Source organism: Hymenobacter sp., assembly GCF_036388155.1.
GTDB lineage: Bacteria > Bacteroidota > Bacteroidia > Cytophagales > Hymenobacteraceae > Hymenobacter.
Window position 1 is genome coordinate 19,262 of sequence record NZ_DASVSI010000150.1, and the last position, 19,379, is coordinate 38,640.

At 59.9% G+C, this 19,379-nt stretch carries 14 protein-coding genes and 1 pseudogene; 8 read left to right on the plus strand and 7 right to left on the minus strand.

Annotation, left to right across the window (positions count from 1 at the left end; translation table 11 throughout):
• The first annotated feature begins 8 nt into the window (after positions 1–8).
• Positions 9–485: a Uma2 family endonuclease gene (locus tag VF629_RS21635; protein WP_331060593.1), complete on the plus strand. Its 477-nt coding sequence runs from the start codon at positions 9–11 to the stop codon at positions 483–485.
• Positions 486–488: 3 nt separating this feature from the next.
• Here VF629_RS21635 and VF629_RS21640 read toward each other — a convergent pair whose 3' ends face one another.
• Together VF629_RS21640 and VF629_RS21645 are read right to left on the minus strand one after the other, a co-directional pair.
• Positions 489–983 (minus strand): hypothetical protein, encoded by a 495-nt coding sequence (locus VF629_RS21640; RefSeq protein WP_331060594.1) that lies wholly within the window; start codon positions 981–983, stop codon positions 489–491.
• A 181-nt stretch (positions 984–1,164) separates the two neighbouring features.
• A complete protein-coding gene (locus VF629_RS21645) occupies positions 1,165–1,644 on the minus strand; it encodes an OsmC family protein (protein ID WP_331060595.1) in 480 nt (159 codons plus the stop codon).
• Positions 1,645–1,743: 99 nt separating this feature from the next.
• Between VF629_RS21645 and VF629_RS21650 the strand changes: the two genes are divergently transcribed.
• From VF629_RS21650 to VF629_RS21660, 3 genes are all read left to right on the plus strand, one after another.
• Complete coding sequence (locus VF629_RS21650) at positions 1,744–3,237, plus strand: GH3 family domain-containing protein (protein WP_331060596.1); 1,494 nt, start codon at positions 1,744–1,746, stop codon at positions 3,235–3,237.
• 468 nt (positions 3,238–3,705) lie between these two features.
• Positions 3,706–4,143, plus strand: coding sequence for a hypothetical protein (locus tag VF629_RS21655; protein WP_331060597.1), 438 nt, complete (start codon positions 3,706–3,708; stop codon positions 4,141–4,143).
• Positions 4,134–4,577, plus strand: a complete 444-nt coding sequence (locus VF629_RS21660) for a 3-oxoacyl-ACP synthase (protein ID WP_331060598.1) — start codon at positions 4,134–4,136, stop codon at positions 4,575–4,577. Before VF629_RS21655 ends, VF629_RS21660 begins: the two co-directional genes overlap by 10 nt.
• Positions 4,578–4,586: 9 nt before the next feature.
• Here VF629_RS21660 and VF629_RS21665 read toward each other — a convergent pair whose 3' ends face one another.
• Both VF629_RS21665 and VF629_RS21670 read right to left on the minus strand, forming a co-directional pair.
• Positions 4,587–5,027, minus strand: a complete 441-nt coding sequence (locus tag VF629_RS21665) for a hypothetical protein (RefSeq protein WP_331060599.1) — start codon at positions 5,025–5,027, stop codon at positions 4,587–4,589.
• Between the two features lie 107 nt (positions 5,028–5,134).
• The gene (locus VF629_RS21670; protein WP_331060600.1) at positions 5,135–7,231 is read right to left on the minus strand and encodes an OmpA family protein; all 2,097 of its coding nucleotides are present in this window, start codon (positions 7,229–7,231) and stop codon (positions 5,135–5,137) included.
• Positions 7,232–7,518: 287 nt separating this feature from the next.
• Here VF629_RS21670 and lon point away from each other — a divergent pair, with 287 nt between their 5' ends.
• The 3 genes from lon to hslU all read left to right on the plus strand — a co-directional run bounded on the left by lon (position 7,519) and on the right by hslU (position 12,916).
• Positions 7,519–10,029: an endopeptidase La gene (lon, locus tag VF629_RS21675; protein WP_414653920.1), complete on the plus strand. Its 2,511-nt coding sequence runs from the start codon at positions 7,519–7,521 to the stop codon at positions 10,027–10,029.
• Between the two features lie 300 nt (positions 10,030–10,329).
• A complete protein-coding gene (gene porQ / locus VF629_RS21680) occupies positions 10,330–11,466 on the plus strand; it encodes a type IX secretion system protein PorQ (RefSeq protein WP_331060601.1) in 1,137 nt (378 codons plus the stop codon).
• A gap of 52 nt (positions 11,467–11,518) precedes the next feature.
• Entirely contained in the window at positions 11,519–12,916 is a 1,398-nt protein-coding gene (hslU, locus tag VF629_RS21685) for an ATP-dependent protease ATPase subunit HslU (RefSeq protein ID WP_331060602.1), read from the plus strand.
• Positions 12,917–12,982: 66 nt separating this feature from the next.
• On the opposite strand, the gene VF629_RS21690 is transcribed toward hslU, so the two are convergent.
• Both VF629_RS21690 and VF629_RS21695 read right to left on the minus strand, forming a co-directional pair.
• A complete protein-coding gene (locus VF629_RS21690) occupies positions 12,983–14,587 on the minus strand; it encodes a RagB/SusD family nutrient uptake outer membrane protein (RefSeq protein ID WP_331060603.1) in 1,605 nt (534 codons plus the stop codon).
• A gap of 63 nt (positions 14,588–14,650) precedes the next feature.
• Positions 14,651–17,818 carry a TonB-dependent receptor gene (locus VF629_RS21695; RefSeq protein WP_331060604.1) on the minus strand — a complete coding sequence of 1,056 codons (3,168 nt, stop codon included), beginning with the start codon at positions 17,816–17,818 and terminating at the stop codon, positions 14,651–14,653.
• A gap of 348 nt (positions 17,819–18,166) precedes the next feature.
• Here VF629_RS21695 and VF629_RS21700 point away from each other — a divergent pair.
• A pseudogene (locus VF629_RS21700) lies at positions 18,167–18,703 on the plus strand (AAA family ATPase); the annotation flags it as partial.
• A gap of 58 nt (positions 18,704–18,761) precedes the next feature.
• On the opposite strand, the gene VF629_RS21705 reads toward VF629_RS21700, so the two are convergent.
• Positions 18,762–19,373 carry a hypothetical protein gene (locus tag VF629_RS21705; protein WP_331060605.1) on the minus strand — a complete coding sequence of 204 codons (612 nt, stop codon included), beginning with the start codon at positions 19,371–19,373 and terminating at the stop codon, positions 18,762–18,764.
• Between the last annotated feature and the right edge of the window lie 6 nt (positions 19,374–19,379).

The window sequence follows — 19,379 nt, forward strand, 5'->3', positions numbered from 1 at the left end:
CCTGCTTTATGGAAACCCTTGCTCCGGAAATCTCCGACTACGAGTTTGAACGCGGAAAGCCCATGCCCAGCTTCAATCACAGTGCGATTCAACTCAATATCGGATTTGAACTGAAGACCCGTTACCGCGAGCAATTTCGTTTCATGTCGGAAATCAACATCGCCATTTCGGGTCGGGTAATGGTGCCAGACATCGGAATCTTTCCCAAGATGGCTCTCGACATGGCCAATGACAGCATCGTGGCGCCGCAATTGCCCCTCACAACCATTGAAATTTTATCGCCCTCGCAGGCATTAAGCGAGCTGATTAGCAAGGCTAACGGCTATTTTCAGGCCGGTGTAAAATCGTGCTGGATAGTAGTGCCGGAAGTGCGCGGCGTTTTCCTGTACGGAACGCCCGGCAATTATACTTTTTTTCATCACGGCCAGACCCTCACCGACCCGGCCACTGGCATCGAACTGCCGCTGGCACCGTTGTTCGAGTAGCGCTTAGGCGGTGGCCGCGGGGTTGCTTTCTAGCAGCTGCACGTTGTGCTGGGTAGCAAACTGCCGCACTTGCTCCCGGAAGCGGGTTTTGCGCATCTTGCCTTTTACTTCACGCAAATTCAGGGCGTAGACTTCGCCGTCTTTTTGCTGCACGCGGAGCAGCATGGGGCGCAGTTCGAGCACGGCAATTTTTTCGGCCGCAAATACTTGTTTTGGGCGGAACAGGCCGCCTTTGTGCACAATGTAGCCGGGCGTGAATTCTAAGTAGCTCTGGGTGCCAAAAATGGGCGCGTTGTGCACCAGCACGTAGCCGATGTACACGAGGCTAAACACCAGAAACACCCAGTGCAGGAAGTGGTAGTCGTGCGCATTGGAGTCGCCCCACATCATGAACAGCACGTACGTCACCCAAAACAAGCCAATGGCGAGCTGGCCCCAGAAAGGGATGCGGGAGGTGTTGGCGGGGCGAAGGCGAATGCGTGTGGTACCAGTGGGCATGGGGCAAAAATAGGGCGAAGAATTCAGTCGTACGCGGCGGCGGAGCTGCTGCCTAAAGCAGAACGTCATGCTGAGCGCAGCCGAAGCATCTTGCCCGCAGTAGTAAAGTGAATTACTACCACACGCGAGACGCTTCGGCTGCGCTCAGCATGACGAGCTTTTAGCGTAGTCGGAGCTGAAACTAGCCGACGAACTTGGCTTCCAAAGTCATTTCGGGCACGGCGCTCAGGGCTTTCGAGACGGGGCAATTGGCTTTGGCGTCTTCGGCGTGCTTCTGGAAGTCGTCGGCCGTGATGTTGCCGCCGCTCACGTGGCCTTCCACGCTGATGTGGATGCGCTCGATGACGGGGTGCCCATTGTTGGGGTTCATCGTGACGGTCGAGGTCGTGTTGATGGTTTGGACTTGGTGGCCGTGCTTGCTGAGCACGCTGGTCAGGTACATGGTGTAGCAGCCGGCGTGGGCCGCGCCAATGAGCTCTTCGGGGTTGGTGCCGGGCTTGCCTTCGAAGCGGCTGCCCACGGAGTAGGGGGCGTTGAGGTTGCCGCTTTCGGTGCTGAGCGTGCCGCTGCCTTTGATGTCGCCGGTCCAGGCGGCGGTGCCTTTGTGGTCTGCCATGATGGTGTTGTGGTTATTGAGGTAAGTGTTGAGTATAGGTAACACGCGTAACGGCGCCAAGTTAGGTGGGTTGCCGTTGCCAACCATCCGTGCACTCGGCCAACGTACCTTCGCGGCCCTTTCAACGGCGTTTTTATTCGGATTATGGGAGTGAAATCTGTGTTGAGCCGCCCCTTGGCAAGCTACGTGGTGCACCGCGACCAGCAGTGGCAGCGCGACCCGGTGGGCACCCAGCTCCGAACGTTGCAGCAGCTCACTACAACGGCCGCGGCTACCACTGCCTTTGGCCGCGACCACGACTTGCCGCCCGCCGCCACGCCCGCCGCGTTTGCCCGGCAAGTGCCCGTGCGCGACTACGAGGGCCTCAAGCCGTACTTCGACCGCACCCAGGCAGGCGAGGCCGACGTGCTCTGGCCCGGCCGGCCGCTGTACCTGGCTAAAACCAGCGGCACCACGTCGGGCACCAAGTACATTCCCATCACGCCCGACAGTATCGGTAACCACATCGACGGGGCCAAGGACGCCCTGCTTCACTACGTGCACCGTACCGGCCGCAGCCGGTTTCTCGACGGCAAGCTGATATTCCTGTCGGGCTCGCCGGAGCTGGAACTGCACCACGGCATCCGTACCGGGCGCCTCTCCGGCATTGCCAACCACCACGTGCCCGCCTACCTGCGCCGCAACCAGCTGCCCAGCTACTCAACAAACGTCATTGAGGACTGGGAAACCAAGCTGGAGCGCATCGTGGACGAAACGTTGGGCAAGAAAATGACCCTGATTTCGGGCATTCCGCCCTGGGTGCAGATGTACTTCGACCGCCTCACGGCCCGTACTGGCCAGCTCGTTAAGGACATTTTCCCCGATTTCAACCTGTTCGTGTACGGCGGCGTCAACTTCGAGCCCTACCGCGCCAAGCTCTTCGAAAGCATCGGCCGACCGGTGAACAGCATTGAGCTTTTCCCGGCTTCCGAAGGCTTTCTGGCCTTCCAGGATGAACCCGGCAACCCCGGCCTCTTGCTGCTGTTGAACAGCGGCATCTTCTTCGAATTCGTGCCCGCTGAGCGGTTCTTTGAGCCCGATGCCCCGCGCCTCACCATCGCCGAGGTGGAACTAGACCGGCAGTACGCCGTGGTGCTGACTTCCAACGCCGGCCTGTGGGCCTACAGCCTCGGCGACACGGTGCGGTTCGTGAGCTTGCGGCCGCATCGCGTGGTGGTGACGGGGCGCATCAAGCACTTCCTGTCGGCATTCGGCGAGCACGTCATCGGCGAGGAAGTGGAGTACGCCCTGCGCGAAGCCATGGCCCAGTTTCCGGAAGTCGAAGTCATCGAATTCACCGTGGCCCCGCTGGTAAGCGACGAACCCGCCACGCCCTCGCGGCACGAGTGGCTGGTGGAGTTTGCTCGCTCCCCGCAAGACGCTGCCGCGTTTGCCGCCGCCTTGGACCTGGCTCTGCGCCGGCGCAACAGCTACTATGAGGACCTGCGCAAGGGCAACATCTTGGTGCCGCTGCAACTCACGCCGCTGCCGGCTGGCGCTTTCCAGCGCTACATGAAAAGCCTGGGCCGCCTGGGCGGGCAGAACAAGGTGCCGCGGTTGGGCAATGACCGAAAGGTGGCGGAGGGATTATTGCAATAATGCTTTCTCATGCGCATCGCCTTCGACCTCGACAATACGCTCATTCGCTGTGGGCACAACTTTCCACTGGAGAAGCCCGCGTGGCCTACCATAGCCCGGCTGTTGGGCAGTGAAGGGCTGCGGCAAGGAGTCGGCGAAGCAATCAGCTACTGCCGCAGCAGGGCTGGGAGGTGTGGGTATATACGACGTCTTATCGCAGTGCTTGGTACATTCGTCGGTTATTTTGGCTCCACGGCATCCGGTTGGATGGCGTGGTGAACCAGCCGCGACACAACCGTGAAGTGCAGGCCCGTTGCACCAAGCACCCGCCCAGCTTCGGCATCGATTTATTGATTGACGACTCGGATGGTGTGCGAATGGAAGGAGAGCGGCACGGCTTCCGGGTACTGGTGGTGAAACCGGGGGATGAGGAGTGGGCGCAGAAAATTCCAAAGGCCCTAAAAGCGCATTGAAACGCTGATATCAGACATGAAAAGAAGTAGAATCATTATCACGGCCAACGTCGACCTTGATGGAGACTGCACATTTGATATTGATGTAATCAGGCACGATGTAAAGACTCATACCTACTTCTATGGTGATGCTAGCGTATTTAAAGAGTTTGGGAAGAAACTCTTGGACTTCCCAAAAAATGTGGCCGAAACAGTCAGTTTTGAAGCAGGCTATGCCGAACATCCTTCAGTATTTGGCTACTTGCGGATAGAAGCTTACTGCGCTTCTCCGGTTGGGCATACGGCCTTGCGCATAATTGCCGAAAACAACAAAAATCCGCCTGGGCATCATCGATTTGAATTTTCGATTCCATCAGAAGCTGCTTCGCTCAATAAGCTAGGGGCACAGCTGGCCAATTGGCAGGTTGAAACCACTCCGCAAATAATCTGGAAAGCCGAAACGCGATGGCTTTAAAACCTGCCCTCCACGCCGCCTGCCAGGCCTTCATCGAGCAGCGCATCGCCGCGGCCCGCACCGCCATGCAGGCCGCGCAGGAGTCGTCCAGCTCCGAAACCAAGAGCAGCGCCGGCGACAAGTATGAAACCGGCCGCGAAATGGCCAACGCCGAGCGCGACCGCAACGCCGCCCACATGCAGCAGGCCCAGCAGCTGCAGGCCGAGCTGGCCCGCATCAACCCCGAAGCCGCTTGCGATACGGTGCGGCCGGGCGCGCTGGTGAGCACCAGCATGGGCCGGTTCTACATCGGCATCAGCGCGGGCCAGCTGGTGGGGCACGAGGTGTTTGCGGTGTCGGCGGCGGCGCCAGTGGCGGCGGCGCTCAAAGGGCTGCGGGCAGGGGAGGAAGCCGCATTCAACGGCAAGCCGGTGCGGGTGTTGGCGGTGGAGTAGGAACGGGGGCTACCGAGCGTTCCATTCGGCCTGCAGGGCAGGCAGCCGGCCGGTGCCGTCGGTGAGCCAGTGCATGGCCGAGTCGGCATCGGAAAAGTAGTGCGACTCAAACCGAATGGCGGGCTGCACCAAATCATGAAGCGCGTCGATGACGAGCTGGTTGTGGACACGGCTGCCGTCGATGGCCAGCACCAAGTGCTGCAGCGGCAACTGCACGATGGCGGGCATCCAATGGGTGCCCAGCCACAGCTCGTCGGCTACCGATATGTTCGGCACCGTGTTCATGTCGAGCAGTAAGGTGCGCACCGCCAACTGGCGAACCACTTCTAGGAGCTGCGCGGCGCTGGTGCGAAGGGATGCCATGCCGACGTCGGTAATCCATTCCAGACGCAACAGGCCCAGTAGTTCGTCGTGCTGCAAGCGAAAATCGGGAATGCTGCTGATTATCAAAACGCCGCGGGCTCAATGACGTGGAATGGTAAGTGCGCTTCCATTTGTCAAGTCAGTTTTTGTGTTGCAGGCTTGGGCTGGGGCCGCGAAGTTTCCTGCGCTACGGCCTACTTCCACTCCCCGCCGCCGTTGGCGGGCGGCGCGTCTTCGGGGTTGAGGAGGCGGAATTCTACCCGGCGGTTCACCTTGGCGTCGGCGTCGGTGATTTCGTCTTTTAAGGGCCGGGAAGACCCGTAGCCGAAGCTCTCGATGCGGTTGGGTTTGAGTTTGCCCTTCCGCTCGATGTAGCGCCGGATTTCCTCGGCGCGGTCCTGCGAGAGGCGCTCGTTCACGTCGGGGTCGCCGCTGGTGTCGGTGTGGCCCGAGATGTTGAGGCGGAAAGTGGGGTGGTCGACCAGGAAAATGGCCATGCGGTCCAAGGTCGGGTGCATGGAAGCCAGGATGGACGACTTGCCTTGCTCAAACTCAATGTTCTTAAAAATCAGCGGCAGCTTGTAGTTGATGCTGTTCGTGAGCAGGGTCATCACCGTGTCGCCCTTCAGGGCAAACTGTTTTTCCACGCTGAAAAACTCCGGGCTTTGAATCAGCATGGCGTAGTGCGACCCTTCAATCAGCTCGAAGTCAAACGTGCCATCGGGCCGAATAAACTTGCTGGCCACCTCAATGCCGTTGTCGGTGTCGATGATGCTCACGATGCCGTTGAGCGGTTTGTTGGATACGGAATCGAGCAGCGTGCCCTCCACGTGTGTCGTGGCCAATGGCTGGGCTTCCATGGGCAGCGGGAAGGAGTACAAGTCCAGGTTGTTGATTTCCTGCGCCTCAGAGCGGGCGTAGTACAGGTTCTTGCTTTCCCGGTCGATGGTGAAGTAGTATTCCGAACCCTTCCCGTTTACCAGCGGGCCAATGTTTCGGGGCTCCTGCCAGCGCCCGCCCACCCGGTAGGTTTTGTAAATGTCGAAGTCACCAAAATTCAGCAGCTGCCCCCGCGAGCTGAAGTACAGCACGTGGTAGAGCGGGTGGTAGAACGGGCTGACTTCGCTCTCGCGGGTGTTGACCACGGGGCCCGCGTTTTCGGCGGGGCTCCATTGCCCGTTTTTCAGCTTGCGGGTGAAGTAGATGTCCGACAAGCCGAAGCCGCCCAGGCGGTCGGACGCAAAGTAGAGCGTGTCTTCGCCCTGCGACAGCGTGGGCTGCGAGTCCCAGGCCGGCGAATTCACGGCGGCGCCCAGGCTTTTGGGCGTGCTCCACTTGCCGTCCTTGCCCAGGGTCGCGGTGAACAGGTCGCAGTTGCCGCGGCAAGTGGCGCACTCGCAGCGGGCGAAGAAAATGGTGCGCCCGTCTTTGCTAAAGCAAGCCGAGCCTTCGTTGTTGGGCGAGTTGATGGGCTTGGGCAGCGGCTCGGCATCGGCCCAGCTCACGCCTTCTTTGCGCGAGGTGTACAGGTCCTCGTCGACCACGCCGGTCAGGCCGCGGCGCTTGCGCTTGCTGCTGAACAGCAGCAGCGTGTCGTTGACGGCCAGCGCGGGGCCGTAGTCCGGCGCCTTGCTGTTGATGGCGTCGCCCATGCTCGTGTACACGCCCTTGGGCGGGTGGAACGTGTTGATGTTTTTGCGGTACTCCACCAGGTCGTAGTACGTCTTGAGGGGCACGTACAAGTCCTGGTTTTTCTGCTCCAGCGAGTCGTAGTAAAGCTGCACTTTGGGGATGTCGGTGCGGTGGTGCTTGAGGGCGAGGCGGTAGTACGCCTTGGCCTTCACCTGCTGGCTGTCGCGCTCCAGGAGCTGGCCCAGGCGCCAGAGCATGTCGGTGTTTTTGGCAAAGTTGGTCGGGCCGAAGCGGGCCACGTAGTCCTCCAGCAACAGCCGCGCTTGGTGGTACTGGCGGCGCTTCTCGGCCTTGGCAATGGCGCGCAGGGCCTTTTTGTCTTCGTAATACGAGTACTTGTTAATGTTCACAAAGTCCGGCGTGCCGTCGGGGCGCAGCTGCAGCTTGCGGCTGATGCGGCTATTGAGGCCGCGCACGCGGTAGGTGCCCGGCACAATGGCAGGCTTGCCGGCGGGTGCGGAGGCGGCGGCGGGCTTCTTCGGTGTTTTGGCCGGCGCGGCGGAGGCGCCCCCGCTGGTGGTGTCGGCCGAGGGCGAAGCCGCCGCCGGAATGCGTTTCGAGGGCCGGCGCTGGGCGTGCGCACGCGGTGCGGCGGCCATTCCCAGCAAAATGAGCAGGAAAAGAAAATGGCACCGACGCAATAAAAATGACATTAGTAGAGATAATAAAATAATAAGTTGCGCAAGTTGCCAACAAATTAGCGATTTATGAGGCCATGTGCCCTCGAGCATCGTAGTTACGTGCGACGCTTTGGCGGCCTGGCCCAGCTGGCACGGCCCTTGAAGACCAAACGCGTCGGGAAAGCGTACCTTGTGCCTCCCGTTTTCTCAGGCGTTGGGCTGCCATTGTGGCACCTGCGCTGTTGCTTCTGGCTTTACTCTTCCTCATGCGTCAAGCATCTGTTTCTTTCGTCGCTGCGTCGCCAAAACTGGTCCGTAACGACTCTAATTCCCAATCCGAAGCCATCGCCATCATGGCCGCCGACCCCGACCATCTGTTGCGCGGCGACGATGCTCCGCCCACGTTGCCGCTGCTGCCCGTGCGCAACACCGTCCTGTTTCCGGGCGTGGTGCTGCCGGTGACGGTCACCCGCAAAAAAAGCATCAAGCTGGTGCGCAAAGCCTACAGCACCGACAAGCTGCTGGGCGTGGTGGCGCAGCAAAACCCCGATGCCGACGAGCCCTCTACCGACGAGCTGCACCCCGTGGGCACCTTGGCGCGCATTCTCAAGCTGCTGGAGCAGCCCGACGGCCAGGTCACCATCATCCTGCAAGGGCAGGTGCGCTTCACCATTGAGGAGCAGCTCACGTTCACGCCGCAGCTCACGGCCCGGGTTAGCTACTTCGCCGAAGTAGCGCTGAACCCGGATATCCCCGGTGAATTTGGCTTGCTGCAAGCCCTGCGCGAAGCCGCGACCAAGGTGCTTGAACTAACGCCCGAAATCCCGATGGAAGCCCGGGCCATGCTCGACGGCATCCAGTCACCGGCTTTCCTCACGCACTTCCTGTCGTCGAACGTGCAGCTCGACCTGCCCGCCAAACAGAAGCTGCTGGAACTGGCCGACCCCGAGCAGCAGGCCCGTCAGCTGCTCGAAGCCCTGCTAAGCCAGGCCGAGTTGCTCGAAATCAAGCAAGACATTCGTTCCAAAACGCACACCGGTATTGATGCGCAGCAGCGGGAATACTTCCTGCGCCAGCAGCTCAAAACCCTGCAGGACGAGCTGGGGCAGGAGGGACCCGACGAGGACGTGAGCCGCCTGCGCGCCCGCGCCGAAACCAAGAAGTGGCCCGAGTCGGTGGCGCTCCACTTCAAGAAGGAGATGGAGAAGCTGGCCCGCACCAACCCCATGGCGCCGGATTATTCGGTGAGCATCAACTACGTAGAATTCCTGCTGGATTTGCCCTGGGGCGAGTACACCAAAGACAAATTCAACCTCAAGCAGACCAAGAAAATCCTCGACACCGACCATTTCGGTCTGGAGAAGGTGAAGGAGCGGATTCTGGAGTACATCGCCGTGCTCAAGCTGAAGCAGGATTTGAAAGCGCCCATCCTGTGCCTCTACGGTCCTCCCGGCGTGGGCAAAACCAGCCTGGGCCGCAGCATTGCCGCCGCCATGGGCCGCAAGTACGTGCGCATGAGCCTGGGCGGCGTGCGCGACGAAGCCGAAATCCGCGGGCACCGCAAAACCTACGTGGGCGCCATGCCGGGCCGCATCATCTCGCAGATTAAGAAGGCCGGCGCGTCAAATCCCGTCATCATTCTCGATGAGATTGACAAGGTGAGCAGCGACTTCCGCGGCGACCCCAGCTCGGCCCTGCTCGAAGTGCTGGACCCGGAACAGAACGCTACTTTCACCGACAATTACCTGGAGGTGGAATACGACCTGAGCAAGGTCCTCTTCATTGCGACGGCCAACTCGCTCGATACCATTCAGCCCGCCTTGCGTGACCGCATGGAAATCATCGACCTGACCGGCTACACGCAGGAGGAGAAGGTGCAGATTGCCCGCAAGCACCTCTGGCCCAAGCAGCTGAAGGAGCACGGCTTGGGTGAGAACGAAGTGAAAATCACCGACGCGGCCCTGCACCGTGTGGCCGACGACTACACCCGGGAATCGGGCGTGCGTGGCCTGGAGCGCAAACTGGCCGCCGTGACGCGCAACCTGGCTCGCCGCAAGGCCGGCAAGGAAACCCTGCCCGCCGTGATGGAGCCCGCCGAAATCCGCAAAATCCTCGGCTCGGCGATTTTCGACCGCGACCAGTACCAGGACAACGACACCGCCGGCGTGGTGACGGGCTTGGCCTGGACCAGCGTGGGCGGCGACATCCTCTTCGTGGAAAGCCTGCTCAGCCGCGGCCGCGGCAAGCTGACGCTCTCGGGCCAGCTGGGCGATGTGATGAAGGAGTCAGCCATTACGGCGCTGTCTTACCTGCGCAGCCGGGCCGACGAAATTGGCATTGACTACCGCTTGTTTGAGCAGTACGACCTGCACATTCACTTTCCCGAAGGCGCCGTACCTAAGGACGGACCCAGCGCGGGCATTGCCATCTTTACCAGCATGGCCTCGGCCTTCACGCAGCGCCGGGTTCGCCCGCGCCTGGCCATGACCGGTGAAATCACCTTGCGCGGCAAAGTGCTGCCGGTGGGCGGCATCAAGGAGAAGCTGCTGGCGGCCCGCCGGGCTGGCATGAATGACATCATTCTGTGCCCCAAAAACCGCAAGGACATTGAGGAAATTCAGGAAGACTACCTCAAGGGCCTCACCATTCACTACGCCGACCGGGTGGATGACGTGCTGCGCGTGGCCCTGCTCGATGAGCTGGTGCCGCACCCGCAAAAGCTGCCCGTGCGCGACGAGCCCGTGCCCGCCGTAGGGCCCAGCGTGGAAGTGCAGTAGAACAAGCCGAAAGCTGCTTGGCACGACCTTTTTCTCGTTCCGAACGACTTTTTTCTCGCTTTGAGCGACCTTTTGCCGGTGCTCGGGGCGGTAAAACTAGCTCGGAGCGAGAAAAAGGTGGCCCGGAGCGGCTTGTGGGGTGTTCGCAGGGACCTGTTGCTAGCTCCGAACGACATAAATCCCCCTCCGAACGGCATTTATGTCGTTCGGAGGGGCAAATCCCTCGCGTGGAAGTACTTTCTGCTTGCTTGCCAGCGTTGGGTGCCCGGGGGAGGCTACCCCGCCGCTTATCTTAGACCTATGAAGCACTTTTCCGCTCGTCGGCTTGCCGGCTTTTGCTTGTTTTTGGGAGGTATCGGTGGGCGGCCGGCCACTGCGCAGCAGATTGGGGGCCGCACCGTTTTCCCTTTTCTGGACTTGCCGCCCGGTGCCCAGCTGGCGGCGCTGGGAGGAATGAACGTGTCGGCTCGCAACGACGACCCCACCATGCTGTTCGGCAACCCGGCCCTGCTCAACCCGGAAATGGACGGCCGTTTGGCATTGAGCTACGTGGCTTACGTGGCCGACATCAAGCAGAGCACTGCCGCCTATGTCTTCAATACGCAGAAAGCCGGACGCTTTGGCGTGGGCCTGACGTACTTGAACTACGGCAGCTTCGAGAGCTACGACCCCGCTGGCAATAGTCTGGGCACGTTTAGCGTGAACGAGTACACGGTGGGCGTGTCGGACTCCTATACCAAAGGAAAATTTACGTTCGGGGTCACCACCAAGCTGGCGGTGTCGGGCATTGCCGGCAGTCGCTCGCTGGCTGGGGTCGGGGATGCGGGCGTGGTTTACCAGCACCCCACGGCCGATTTTACGGCGGGGCTTGCGGTGAAAAACGCCGGCTTTCAGTTCTCGCCCTACCCCGGCACCGACCGGGGCCCCTTGCCGCTCGACGTGCAGATTGGCGCCACCGTCAAGCCCGAGCACATGCCCCTGCGCTTTGGCCTCACCATTCACCACCTGCAGCAATGGGACATTCAGTACCTCGACCCCAACCAGCGCGGCCAGCCCGACGCCAACGGCGTGGAGCAAAAGCCCACCAAGAGCTTTGGCGACAACCTGGCCCGGCACTTCACGGCCAACGCCGCCCTTGTGCTGAGCAAAGGCTTCCAGGTTCGTGCCGGCTACAACCACCTGCAGCGCCGCGAGCTGCGCCTCGACAACGCCAGCGGCGGCGCAGGCCTCAGCTTTGGCGTGATGCTGAAACTTGCGGGCTTCCAAATCGATTATACCCATGCCACGCTCCAGGCCGCGGGCTCCAGCGAATACTTCACGCTGTCCCGCAGCCTCGACTCGTTGTTTAAGAAGAAAGAGGGCGACAGCGCCCCGCCTCCGGCCGACCAGCCGAGGCCAGACGGCAGAAAAACCAAGTACCGAAAAGTCGGCTCTTGACCGGCGGGACGGAGGTGTACCAACGTCCCGCAGCATTCCGTAAACCAACTTTATGCAAGATTTCCTGACCCCGGCCCAAATCGTGGCCGAACTAGATAAATACATCATCGGCCAGCACGACGCCAAGCGCCACGTGGCCATTGCCCTGCGCAACCGCTGGCGCCGCCTCCACGCGCCCGCCGACATGCAGGCTGAAATTGTACCCAACAACATCCTCATGATTGGGGCCACCGGCGTGGGCAAAACCGAAATCGCCCGCCGCTTGGCTCACCTCGCTGACGCCCCCTTCGTGAAGGTGGAAGCCAGCAAGTTCACCGAAGTAGGGTACGTGGGCCGGGACGTGGAAAGCATGGTTCGCGACCTGGCCGAGCAGAGCGTAAACCGCGTGAAGGCCCGCCGCCAGGAAGCCGTAAAAGCCCAGGCTGCCGAGGCCGTGGAGGAAGTGATATTAGACGCACTGATTCCCCCAGTGTCGCGCCCCGCAGGCGTGAAAACTGGCGTGGGGTTCGGCAGTGGGGGAGGCGACGACATGCCGCAGTCCGATGCCGAGCTGAACGAGCGCACCCGGGAGCGTTTCCGCCAGAAAATCAAAAACGGCGAGCTGGAAGACCGCAAGATTGAAATTCAAGTATCGCAGTCAGGGCCGAGTGTGGGCATTATGGGAGCACCTCCCGGCATGGACGAAAACACGCTGTCGGGCCTGCAAGACATGCTGGGCAACATGCTGCCCAAGAAAACCCGCAAGCGCAAGGTGACCGTGGCCGAGGCCCGCAAGCTGCTGCTTGACGAGGAAGCCGCCAAGCTCATCGACATGGACGAGGTGAAGGACGAAGCCGTGCGGCAAGCCGAAAACGCCGGCATCATCTTCATCGACGAAATTGATAAGGTGGCCAGCAGCAACGGCAAAGGGAGCGGTGGGCCGGACGTGAGCCGCCAAGGCGTGCAGCGCGACCTGCTGCCCATCGTGGAAGGCTCGGCCGTGAACACGAAGTATGGCATCGTCAACACCGACCACATCCTGTTCATCGCCGCGGGTGCTTTCCACGTGAGCAAGCCCTCCGACCTCATCCCCGAATTGCAGGGCCGCTTCCCCATCCGCGTGGAGCTGCAGAGCCTGACCAAGGACGACTTCTTCCGCATCCTGAAGGACCCACGCAATGCTCTCACCAAGCAGTACGAGGCCCTGCTCAAAGCCGAAGAAGTCGCGCTGACCTTCGACGACGCGGCGCTGGAGCGCTTGGCCGAAATTGCCTTCGAGGTGAACGCCGAGGTGGAAAACATTGGCGCCCGCCGCTTGCACACGGTCATGTCGCGCTTGCTGAACGACATTCTTTACGACGTGCCCGACAAGATTGGCCCCAATGCGCACATCCAAATTACAGCCGCGCTGGTGGATGAGCGGCTGGCCAGCATGGTCAAAAACCGCGACCTCAGCCAGTACATCCTGTGAAAAAGCAGCAGACACAAAAAAGCCCCGGCCACAGCGGCCGGGGCTTTTTTGTGCTCGTAGCTCAGGCTAGTACCCGGGGTTTTGTTGGCCCGCCAGAGTGGGGTTGTTGCTGGTTTCCAGCGAAGGAATGGGCCACAAAAACAACGGTGAGTTATACGCAATGTCAATCTGGCCAGCTGGGACAATGGGGCCATTGCAGGCATAGGCCGTCGGGGTGATTTGGGCCGTGGCATACTTAGCCGGGATGCCGCCGCCGGGCCGGGGGCTGAAGGTCTTTTCGCCCGAAAGGCGGTAGATGTCGTCCCAGCGGAATCCTTCGGCCACCAATTCAATGCGCCGCTCGTTCAGAATAGCCTGCACCAACGCCGCGCCGGAAAGCGAGCCGGGGGCGTACTGTTCAGCGGTGTTCGTGACGGCGCGGTTGCGCACGGCATTGAGCAGGGCCAGCGCCAGCGTGTTGTTCGTGCCCAGTCGGGCCAAGGCTTCTGCCTGATTGAGTAGCACTTCGGCGTAGCGGATGATGGGGGCAAAGTCGGTGCTCGTGGCGGGGTCCCGGTACTTGCGGGTCACAATGCGCGGCTGGCTGCCAGGGTCAAGCTGCATGAGCTGGGTCCGGCGCAGGTCGTCGCAAGTGAAGAAGGGTGCATTGTACAGAATGGGGCTGATGGCCAACAACGCGCGGCCAGAGCCGGTCGAGTTCGCGGGCGGCCCCGAGCGCGAGGCAAACACGTTGGGCAAGGCCCCGTTCGTACCGGGGTTATCGTCCGAGCTGTTCTCAATCGAGAAGATGTTCTCGTTCGTAACCGTGGTACCCCCCGGGAAAGCGGCTTGTGGCGTGGCCGCCAGGGCATACCCCCCAATGGGGCTGGTGAAGGTAGTGGTGCCCTGAATGAGCTTGTTGCCCTCGGTCACTGCCGCCGCCCAGTTGCCTTGGTGCTGGCGCAGCCGCTGCTTGAGGGCAATGGCCGCCCCTTTGGTGGCGCGGGTTACGCGCAGGTTGCCCGAGCGGGTGGCGGGCAGCTTGGTTTCGGCTTCGTCCAGGTCAGCCAGCATTTGGGTGTAATCCTCAGCCACAGTGCCGCGCTCCACCGTGCGGCTCTCCGTAACGCCTTGCACCGTGCTGATGGGCGTGGTGCGATAGGGGACCCCCGGGCTGGCGCCGTTGTTCTCCGTATAGGGGCGCGAAAAATGGAGCACGAGCTGATGGTGAGCCAACGCCCGGAGGAAAAGAAGCTCTCCTTCGTATTCGGTGGCGACTGCAGCCGTAATAATGCCGTTCGAAGCCGCTTGGCGGACGCCCGCCAGGGTTACGTTGGCTTGGTTGATGACGGAATAGCAGCCGCTCCAGATGCCCACGATGTTGGGGCTGGCCGCGGTAATGGCGTTGGTGTACACAATGCCGAAGAAGCCGGCCATGTCCACCACGTCCTCGCCGCGCACGTCGTCGAGCTCGGTGGCCGCCCCGCCGAAGGGGTAGCCGCGGGTCTGGAGGGCGCCGCCGGTCAGGGGGTCATAGTAGCCCGTCTGGGCGGCGTTGTACACCCCGGTCACGGCCAGCGCCACGCGGGCCGCGTCGGTGTAAATTACGTTCTCGCCCAGCGCGTTTTGCGGCTCTAGGTCCGTAACGTCGCAGGCGGTGAAACCCACAATCAGGGCGCTTGCCAAAGCCAATCTACGAAGCGGCTGATGGCAATAGGAAAAGAAATTGCTCATGTCGTCGATGGAGTTGAAAGGTTAGAAAGCCACGTTTACACCTGCCGTGATGACGCGCTGCTGGGGGTTGCTGTTGAAGTCGATGCCCGACTGGTTGTTGGACGTGTTGCCCTGCGTGGTGGTAATGTTGGCGTTTACTTCCGGGTCCACGCCCTTGTAATTGGTGATGGTAAAGGCGTTTTGCACCTGCCCGAAGACGCGCACGCGGCTCACCACCGTCCCTAGCACCGACTTGGGCAGGGTGTACCCAAGCGTGAGGTTTTGGAGGCGCACAAAATCCCCATTTTCCACAAAGCGTGTGGAAGCGGCGTTGTTGAGATTGGTGAAATCAGAGCGTCCCAGGATGGCTCTGGGCACATCCGTTTGCTGGCCCGGCGTTGTCCAGCGGTCCAGGATTTCGGTGCTGTTGTTCACAAAATCCAGGCGCAGCAGCTGCTGGCGCGTCACGTTCATGATTTTGTTGCCGCCGGAATAGCGGAAAAACACCTCGAAGTCGAAGCCGCCATACGTGAGCGTGTTGGTCAGGCCGCCGAAATACGTGGGGTTCGAGGGGCCCAAAATGAAGCGGTCGGTGGCGGCGCTAAGCGTGGAGGCTTGCGACACGTTGGTGGGGTTGGCGGGGTCGTACACGGCGTAGGTGCCCGTGTTGAGGTTTCCCTGCACCAACGAGCCATCGCCTTTCCGGTAAATCGGGTTGCCGTTGGCCGCGTTTACGCCCTGGAAGTCGTAGCCGTAGATTTCGCCGATGCCGTTGCCAATGCGCGTGACGTTGTAGGGGTTGAGGATGTCCTCGTTGTTGTTGGCCAGCCGCGTGATTTCCGTGCGGTTGGTGGAGAAGTTGAAGTTGGTGCTCCACGAGAAATTCTCCCGGCGGATGTTCACCGTGTTGATGCCCAACTCAAAACCCTGGCTCAACATGGCCCCCACGTTGGCATTGTAGCCGTTTTGGGGAATGCCCAACGACACGGGGGTTCGCACAAAAAGAATGAGGTCGTCGTTGTTGTTGCGGTAGTAGTCGGCTGTCAGGTTCACCCGCGCATCGAATAAGCCGAGGTCCAAGCCAAAATCGGTTTTCTTCGAGTTTTCCCACTTCAGGTCCACGTTGCTAAACTGGCCGCTGGTGCCCGCCGTGGTGTTGTAGCCGATGCCGGGCTGGGAGCCGTACTTGGCCGAGCTGTACAGGCCGAAGTACGGGAAGTCCCCGATTTCGGTGTTGCCCACCACGCCGTAGGAGGCCCGCAATTTCAAGTCACTCAGCCAGCCCAACTCAAGCCCTTTGAGGAACGGCTCTTGCGACACCCGCCACCCGATGGATGCCCCGGGGAAGTAGCCCAGGCGGTTATCCGGCGAAAGCGACGAAATTCGGTCGGCTCGCAAGGTGGCCGTAATGAGGTAGCGGTCCAGGAAGGAGTAGTTCAAGCGGCCGAAATATGACTGGTAGCCGCGCTCCACAAAGTCGCCAAACACGTTGGGCGTGGTCACCGTGCCCGAGATGAGGCTGTTGGGCCCGAAGTAGACGTCGGACAGGCCCAGGCCCTGGGCTGCGAAATACTGCTGCCGGGACCTCTGCCACTCTCCGCCCACCACGGCGTTCACCCGGTGGTTTTCGCCTAGCTGCCGTTGGTAGGTGAGCGTTATTTGCGAGTTCCAGCGTACGTTGGGCGCCTGGCTCTGCAACACCACGCCGCCCGAACTGCGGCCGTCGCCCTGGCGCGGGTCCAGGAACTGAAAGTCCTCGTTCAGGTTGGTGTCGGTGCCCAACTGGCCTCGGAGCCGCAGGCCTTCTATCGGCTCAAGTTCGCCATAGACGTTGCCCAGTATCCGGTAGCTGGTGTTGCGATAAATGTTGTTTTCGAGTTGGAAAATGATGTTGGGGTAGGCGAAGGCAATGGCCTGGGCGTTGTTGCCCTGCCCCAACGCACCCGAGGTGGGGTCCACATATGGCGTGCCATCGGGGTTGCGCGCGGGTACGTTCGGGAAGGCCGACAGCGCATTGGTTACGTTGCCTGACAAGCCGTTGGTGGAGGTGTTGAGGCCCAGCGTTTGCGTGCGGGTCGCGCCCAGGTTCAGGCCCACCCGGAACCAGTCTTTCACCGTTTGGTCAACGTTCGAGCGGAAGGAAAAGCGCTTTAGCTCGTTTCCGCGCACCACGCCTTTCTGGTCGGTGTAACCGCCCGAAAAGTAGAAGTTGGTGCGTTCCGTCGCTCCCGAAACCGACAACACGTGGTTTTGCTGCACTCCAGTCCGAAAAATCTCATCCTGCCAATCAGTGTCCGCCAGCGAGCCATTCACTTCGAAGGGCGCCGCAATGGGCTGCGTGATGGGCGTAGTCGAAGCATTGGCCTGCTTCTCGTTGCTTATCTGAATAAACTGCTCAGCGTTCAGTACCTCGTAGCGCTTCAGGGTTTGGGCAATGCCCACGTAGTTGTCATACGTCACTTGGGCGCGGCCTTGCCGGCCCTTCTTGGTGGTGATGAGGATGACCCCGTTGGCGCCGCGTGAGCCGTAGATGGCCGTGGAGGAAGCATCTTTTAGTACCTCATAGCTCTCAATGTCGTTGGGGTTGATGTCGGCCAAGGGGTTGGTCGTAAAGCCCGAGCCCAACTGGCTTTGGCTGCCCGTAAAAATGGGCACCCCGTCCACTACCACCAGCGGTGTCGTACCTGAAGAAATAGAGTTTACCCCGCGAATGAGGATGCGGGGCTGCTGTCCCAACAGTGCTGAAGGCGTCGTGATGTTTACGCCCGGCGCCCGGCCCGCCAACTGCTGCGCAAAGCTGGGAGTGGCCAGGTTGGCAATGGCCTCGCCTTGCACCGAGGAAATGGAGCCCGTCACGTCGCGGCGCTCTTGGGTACCGAAACCCGTCACCACCACTTCGCTCAGCTGCTTGACATCGGCCGTCAAGGCAATGGCAAGAGTGCTTTCGGTGCCAATGGGCCTTTCCTGGCTGGTGTAGCCCACCGAGCTAAATACAAGCGTACCGCCTGCAGCGGGTACATCGAGAGAAAATGCTCCTTCAGAACTGGTTGATACGCCATTCGTAGTGCCTTTGACAAGCACTGTTACCCCGGGAAGCCCTTCACCCGTTTGTTGGTCAGTTACCCGGCCAGATACAGTTCGTGTTTGCGCTAGTACCCCGGTAATAAATGTCAGCATGAGCACCAAACTCATGAGTAAGTTTGTCTTCATTGGTCTATGCGTTTATGATATCAGACAGTGGAAATGAATAGATAAAATAAGGATTTCTAACAAAAAAGTTACAATGATTCATTTAAAAATCATACAATGTTCAGCTTTCTCTAATTAGTCAAATGTGATAAACTAGACAATCAACAGTTGCTTTTTGGAAGAGACTCACGCAGTTACGTAAGGCAAAAAACGTAAGGTCCAATCTGGCTTTGCTAGCATAAAAAAGCCTCTACTTACGTTGTAGAAGCTCTCTTTTGGCGAGCGAACACCGGTTACCACACTACTCATCCCAGTATTGAACTCCAGACAATTTCGACTCATCTTATATCTTACAATGGGAAATAATTAGTACAGCGGGACTTGCTGCCCATCGTGGAGGGCTCGGCCGTGAACACGAAGTACGGCCTCGTCCACACCGACCACATCCTGTTCATCGCCGCCGGCGCTTTCCACGTGAGCAAGCCCTCGGACCTCATCCCCGAACTGCAGGGCCGCTTCCCCATCCGCGTGGAGCTGCAAAGCCTGACCAAGGACGACTTCTTCCGCATCCTGAAGGACCCGCGCAACGCCCTCACCAAGCAGTACGAGGCCCTGCTCAAGGCCGAAGAAGTCGCGCTGACTTTCGACGACGCCGCGCTGGAGCGGCTGGCCGCAATCGCCTTCGAGGTGAACGCCGAAGTGGAGAACATCGGCGCCCGCCGCTTGCACACGGTCATGTCGCGCTTGCTGAACGACATCCTCTACGACGTGCCCGACAAGATTGGCCCCCACGCGCGCATCCAAATCACGGCCGCGCTGGTCGACGAGCGCCTGGCCAGCATGGTCAAAAACCGCGACCTCAGCCAGTATATGCTGATAATTTTAATGAAATGCTTCATTTCCTGAAACGAAAAAGCCCTCCCGTTGCAACAACGAGAGGGCTTTTTACATTAGCTACTCAAAACTAGGGTAGGACCCGCACGCGAACCGGCCGTGGGATGATAGTCGTACCCCCTTCTAACTCAATGAGAAAATAGAAGGCAATATCCGTTGGGGTACTGTTCGTGCTAGGCACCGGAATGGTGGGCACTGGCGGAGTACCGGCGTTTGGACCAACTGGCCCGAAGGTGTCTCGTACCTGAGCAGCAGTTAATGATGCTGTGGCAGGCTGAGAATTACGGTACCTCAAGTAATCCGCAAGCGTAGTTTTGAAAGTAATAGCATTGGTTCCGTTGCCATTAATCGGCGCAGAATTGAGAGAGGAAACGGGAACCGTGGAGTTGATATTGGCTAGGTTAAGTGCAACAACGGAGCTGCTGGTAGCAACTTTGGTGATTTGCTTAATAGTGCCTTTATCAGCAGGTATGGCCAGTTCAATGGTAATGTTTCCCCCGCCACCAACCGAAGTGGTAACCACGGGGAAACGCTCAATTGTAGTAGCGTTGGTTACTGTAACTGGAATCTCGGCAACGCTGTCTTCCAATGGTCCTAGGCCCGGACCGTAATCTTTCTCACAAGAAAAGATACCGACTGAGAGAAGTACTAAGGCGCAAGTTTTTATGAAGTAATTTTTCATGGAGAG

Bases quoted from the DNA above. Each gene is read 5' to 3' on its own strand.
- porQ (WP_331060601.1), top strand. From the start codon at position 10,330: ATGAAGCACTTTTCCGCTCGTCGGCTTGCCGGCTTTTGCTTGTTTTTG.
- VF629_RS21705 (WP_331060605.1), bottom strand. From the start codon at position 19,373: ATGAAAAATTACTTCATAAAAACTTGCGCCTTAGTACTTCTCTCAGTC.
- lon (WP_414653920.1), top strand. From the start codon at position 7,519: ATGCGTCAAGCATCTGTTTCTTTCGTCGCTGCGTCGCCAAAACTGGTC.
- VF629_RS21670 (WP_331060600.1), bottom strand. From the start codon at position 7,231: ATGGCCGCCGCACCGCGTGCGCACGCCCAGCGCCGGCCCTCGAAACGC.
- VF629_RS21660 (WP_331060598.1), top strand. From the start codon at position 4,134: ATGGCTTTAAAACCTGCCCTCCACGCCGCCTGCCAGGCCTTCATCGAG.
- VF629_RS21655 (WP_331060597.1), top strand. From the start codon at position 3,706: ATGAAAAGAAGTAGAATCATTATCACGGCCAACGTCGACCTTGATGGA.
- VF629_RS21635 (WP_331060593.1), top strand. From the start codon at position 9: ATGGAAACCCTTGCTCCGGAAATCTCCGACTACGAGTTTGAACGCGGA.
- VF629_RS21640 (WP_331060594.1), bottom strand. From the start codon at position 983: ATGCCCACTGGTACCACACGCATTCGCCTTCGCCCCGCCAACACCTCC.
- VF629_RS21695 (WP_331060604.1), bottom strand. From the start codon at position 17,818: ATGAAGACAAACTTACTCATGAGTTTGGTGCTCATGCTGACATTTATT.
- hslU (WP_331060602.1), top strand. From the start codon at position 11,519: ATGCAAGATTTCCTGACCCCGGCCCAAATCGTGGCCGAACTAGATAAA.
- VF629_RS21650 (WP_331060596.1), top strand. From the start codon at position 1,744: ATGGGAGTGAAATCTGTGTTGAGCCGCCCCTTGGCAAGCTACGTGGTG.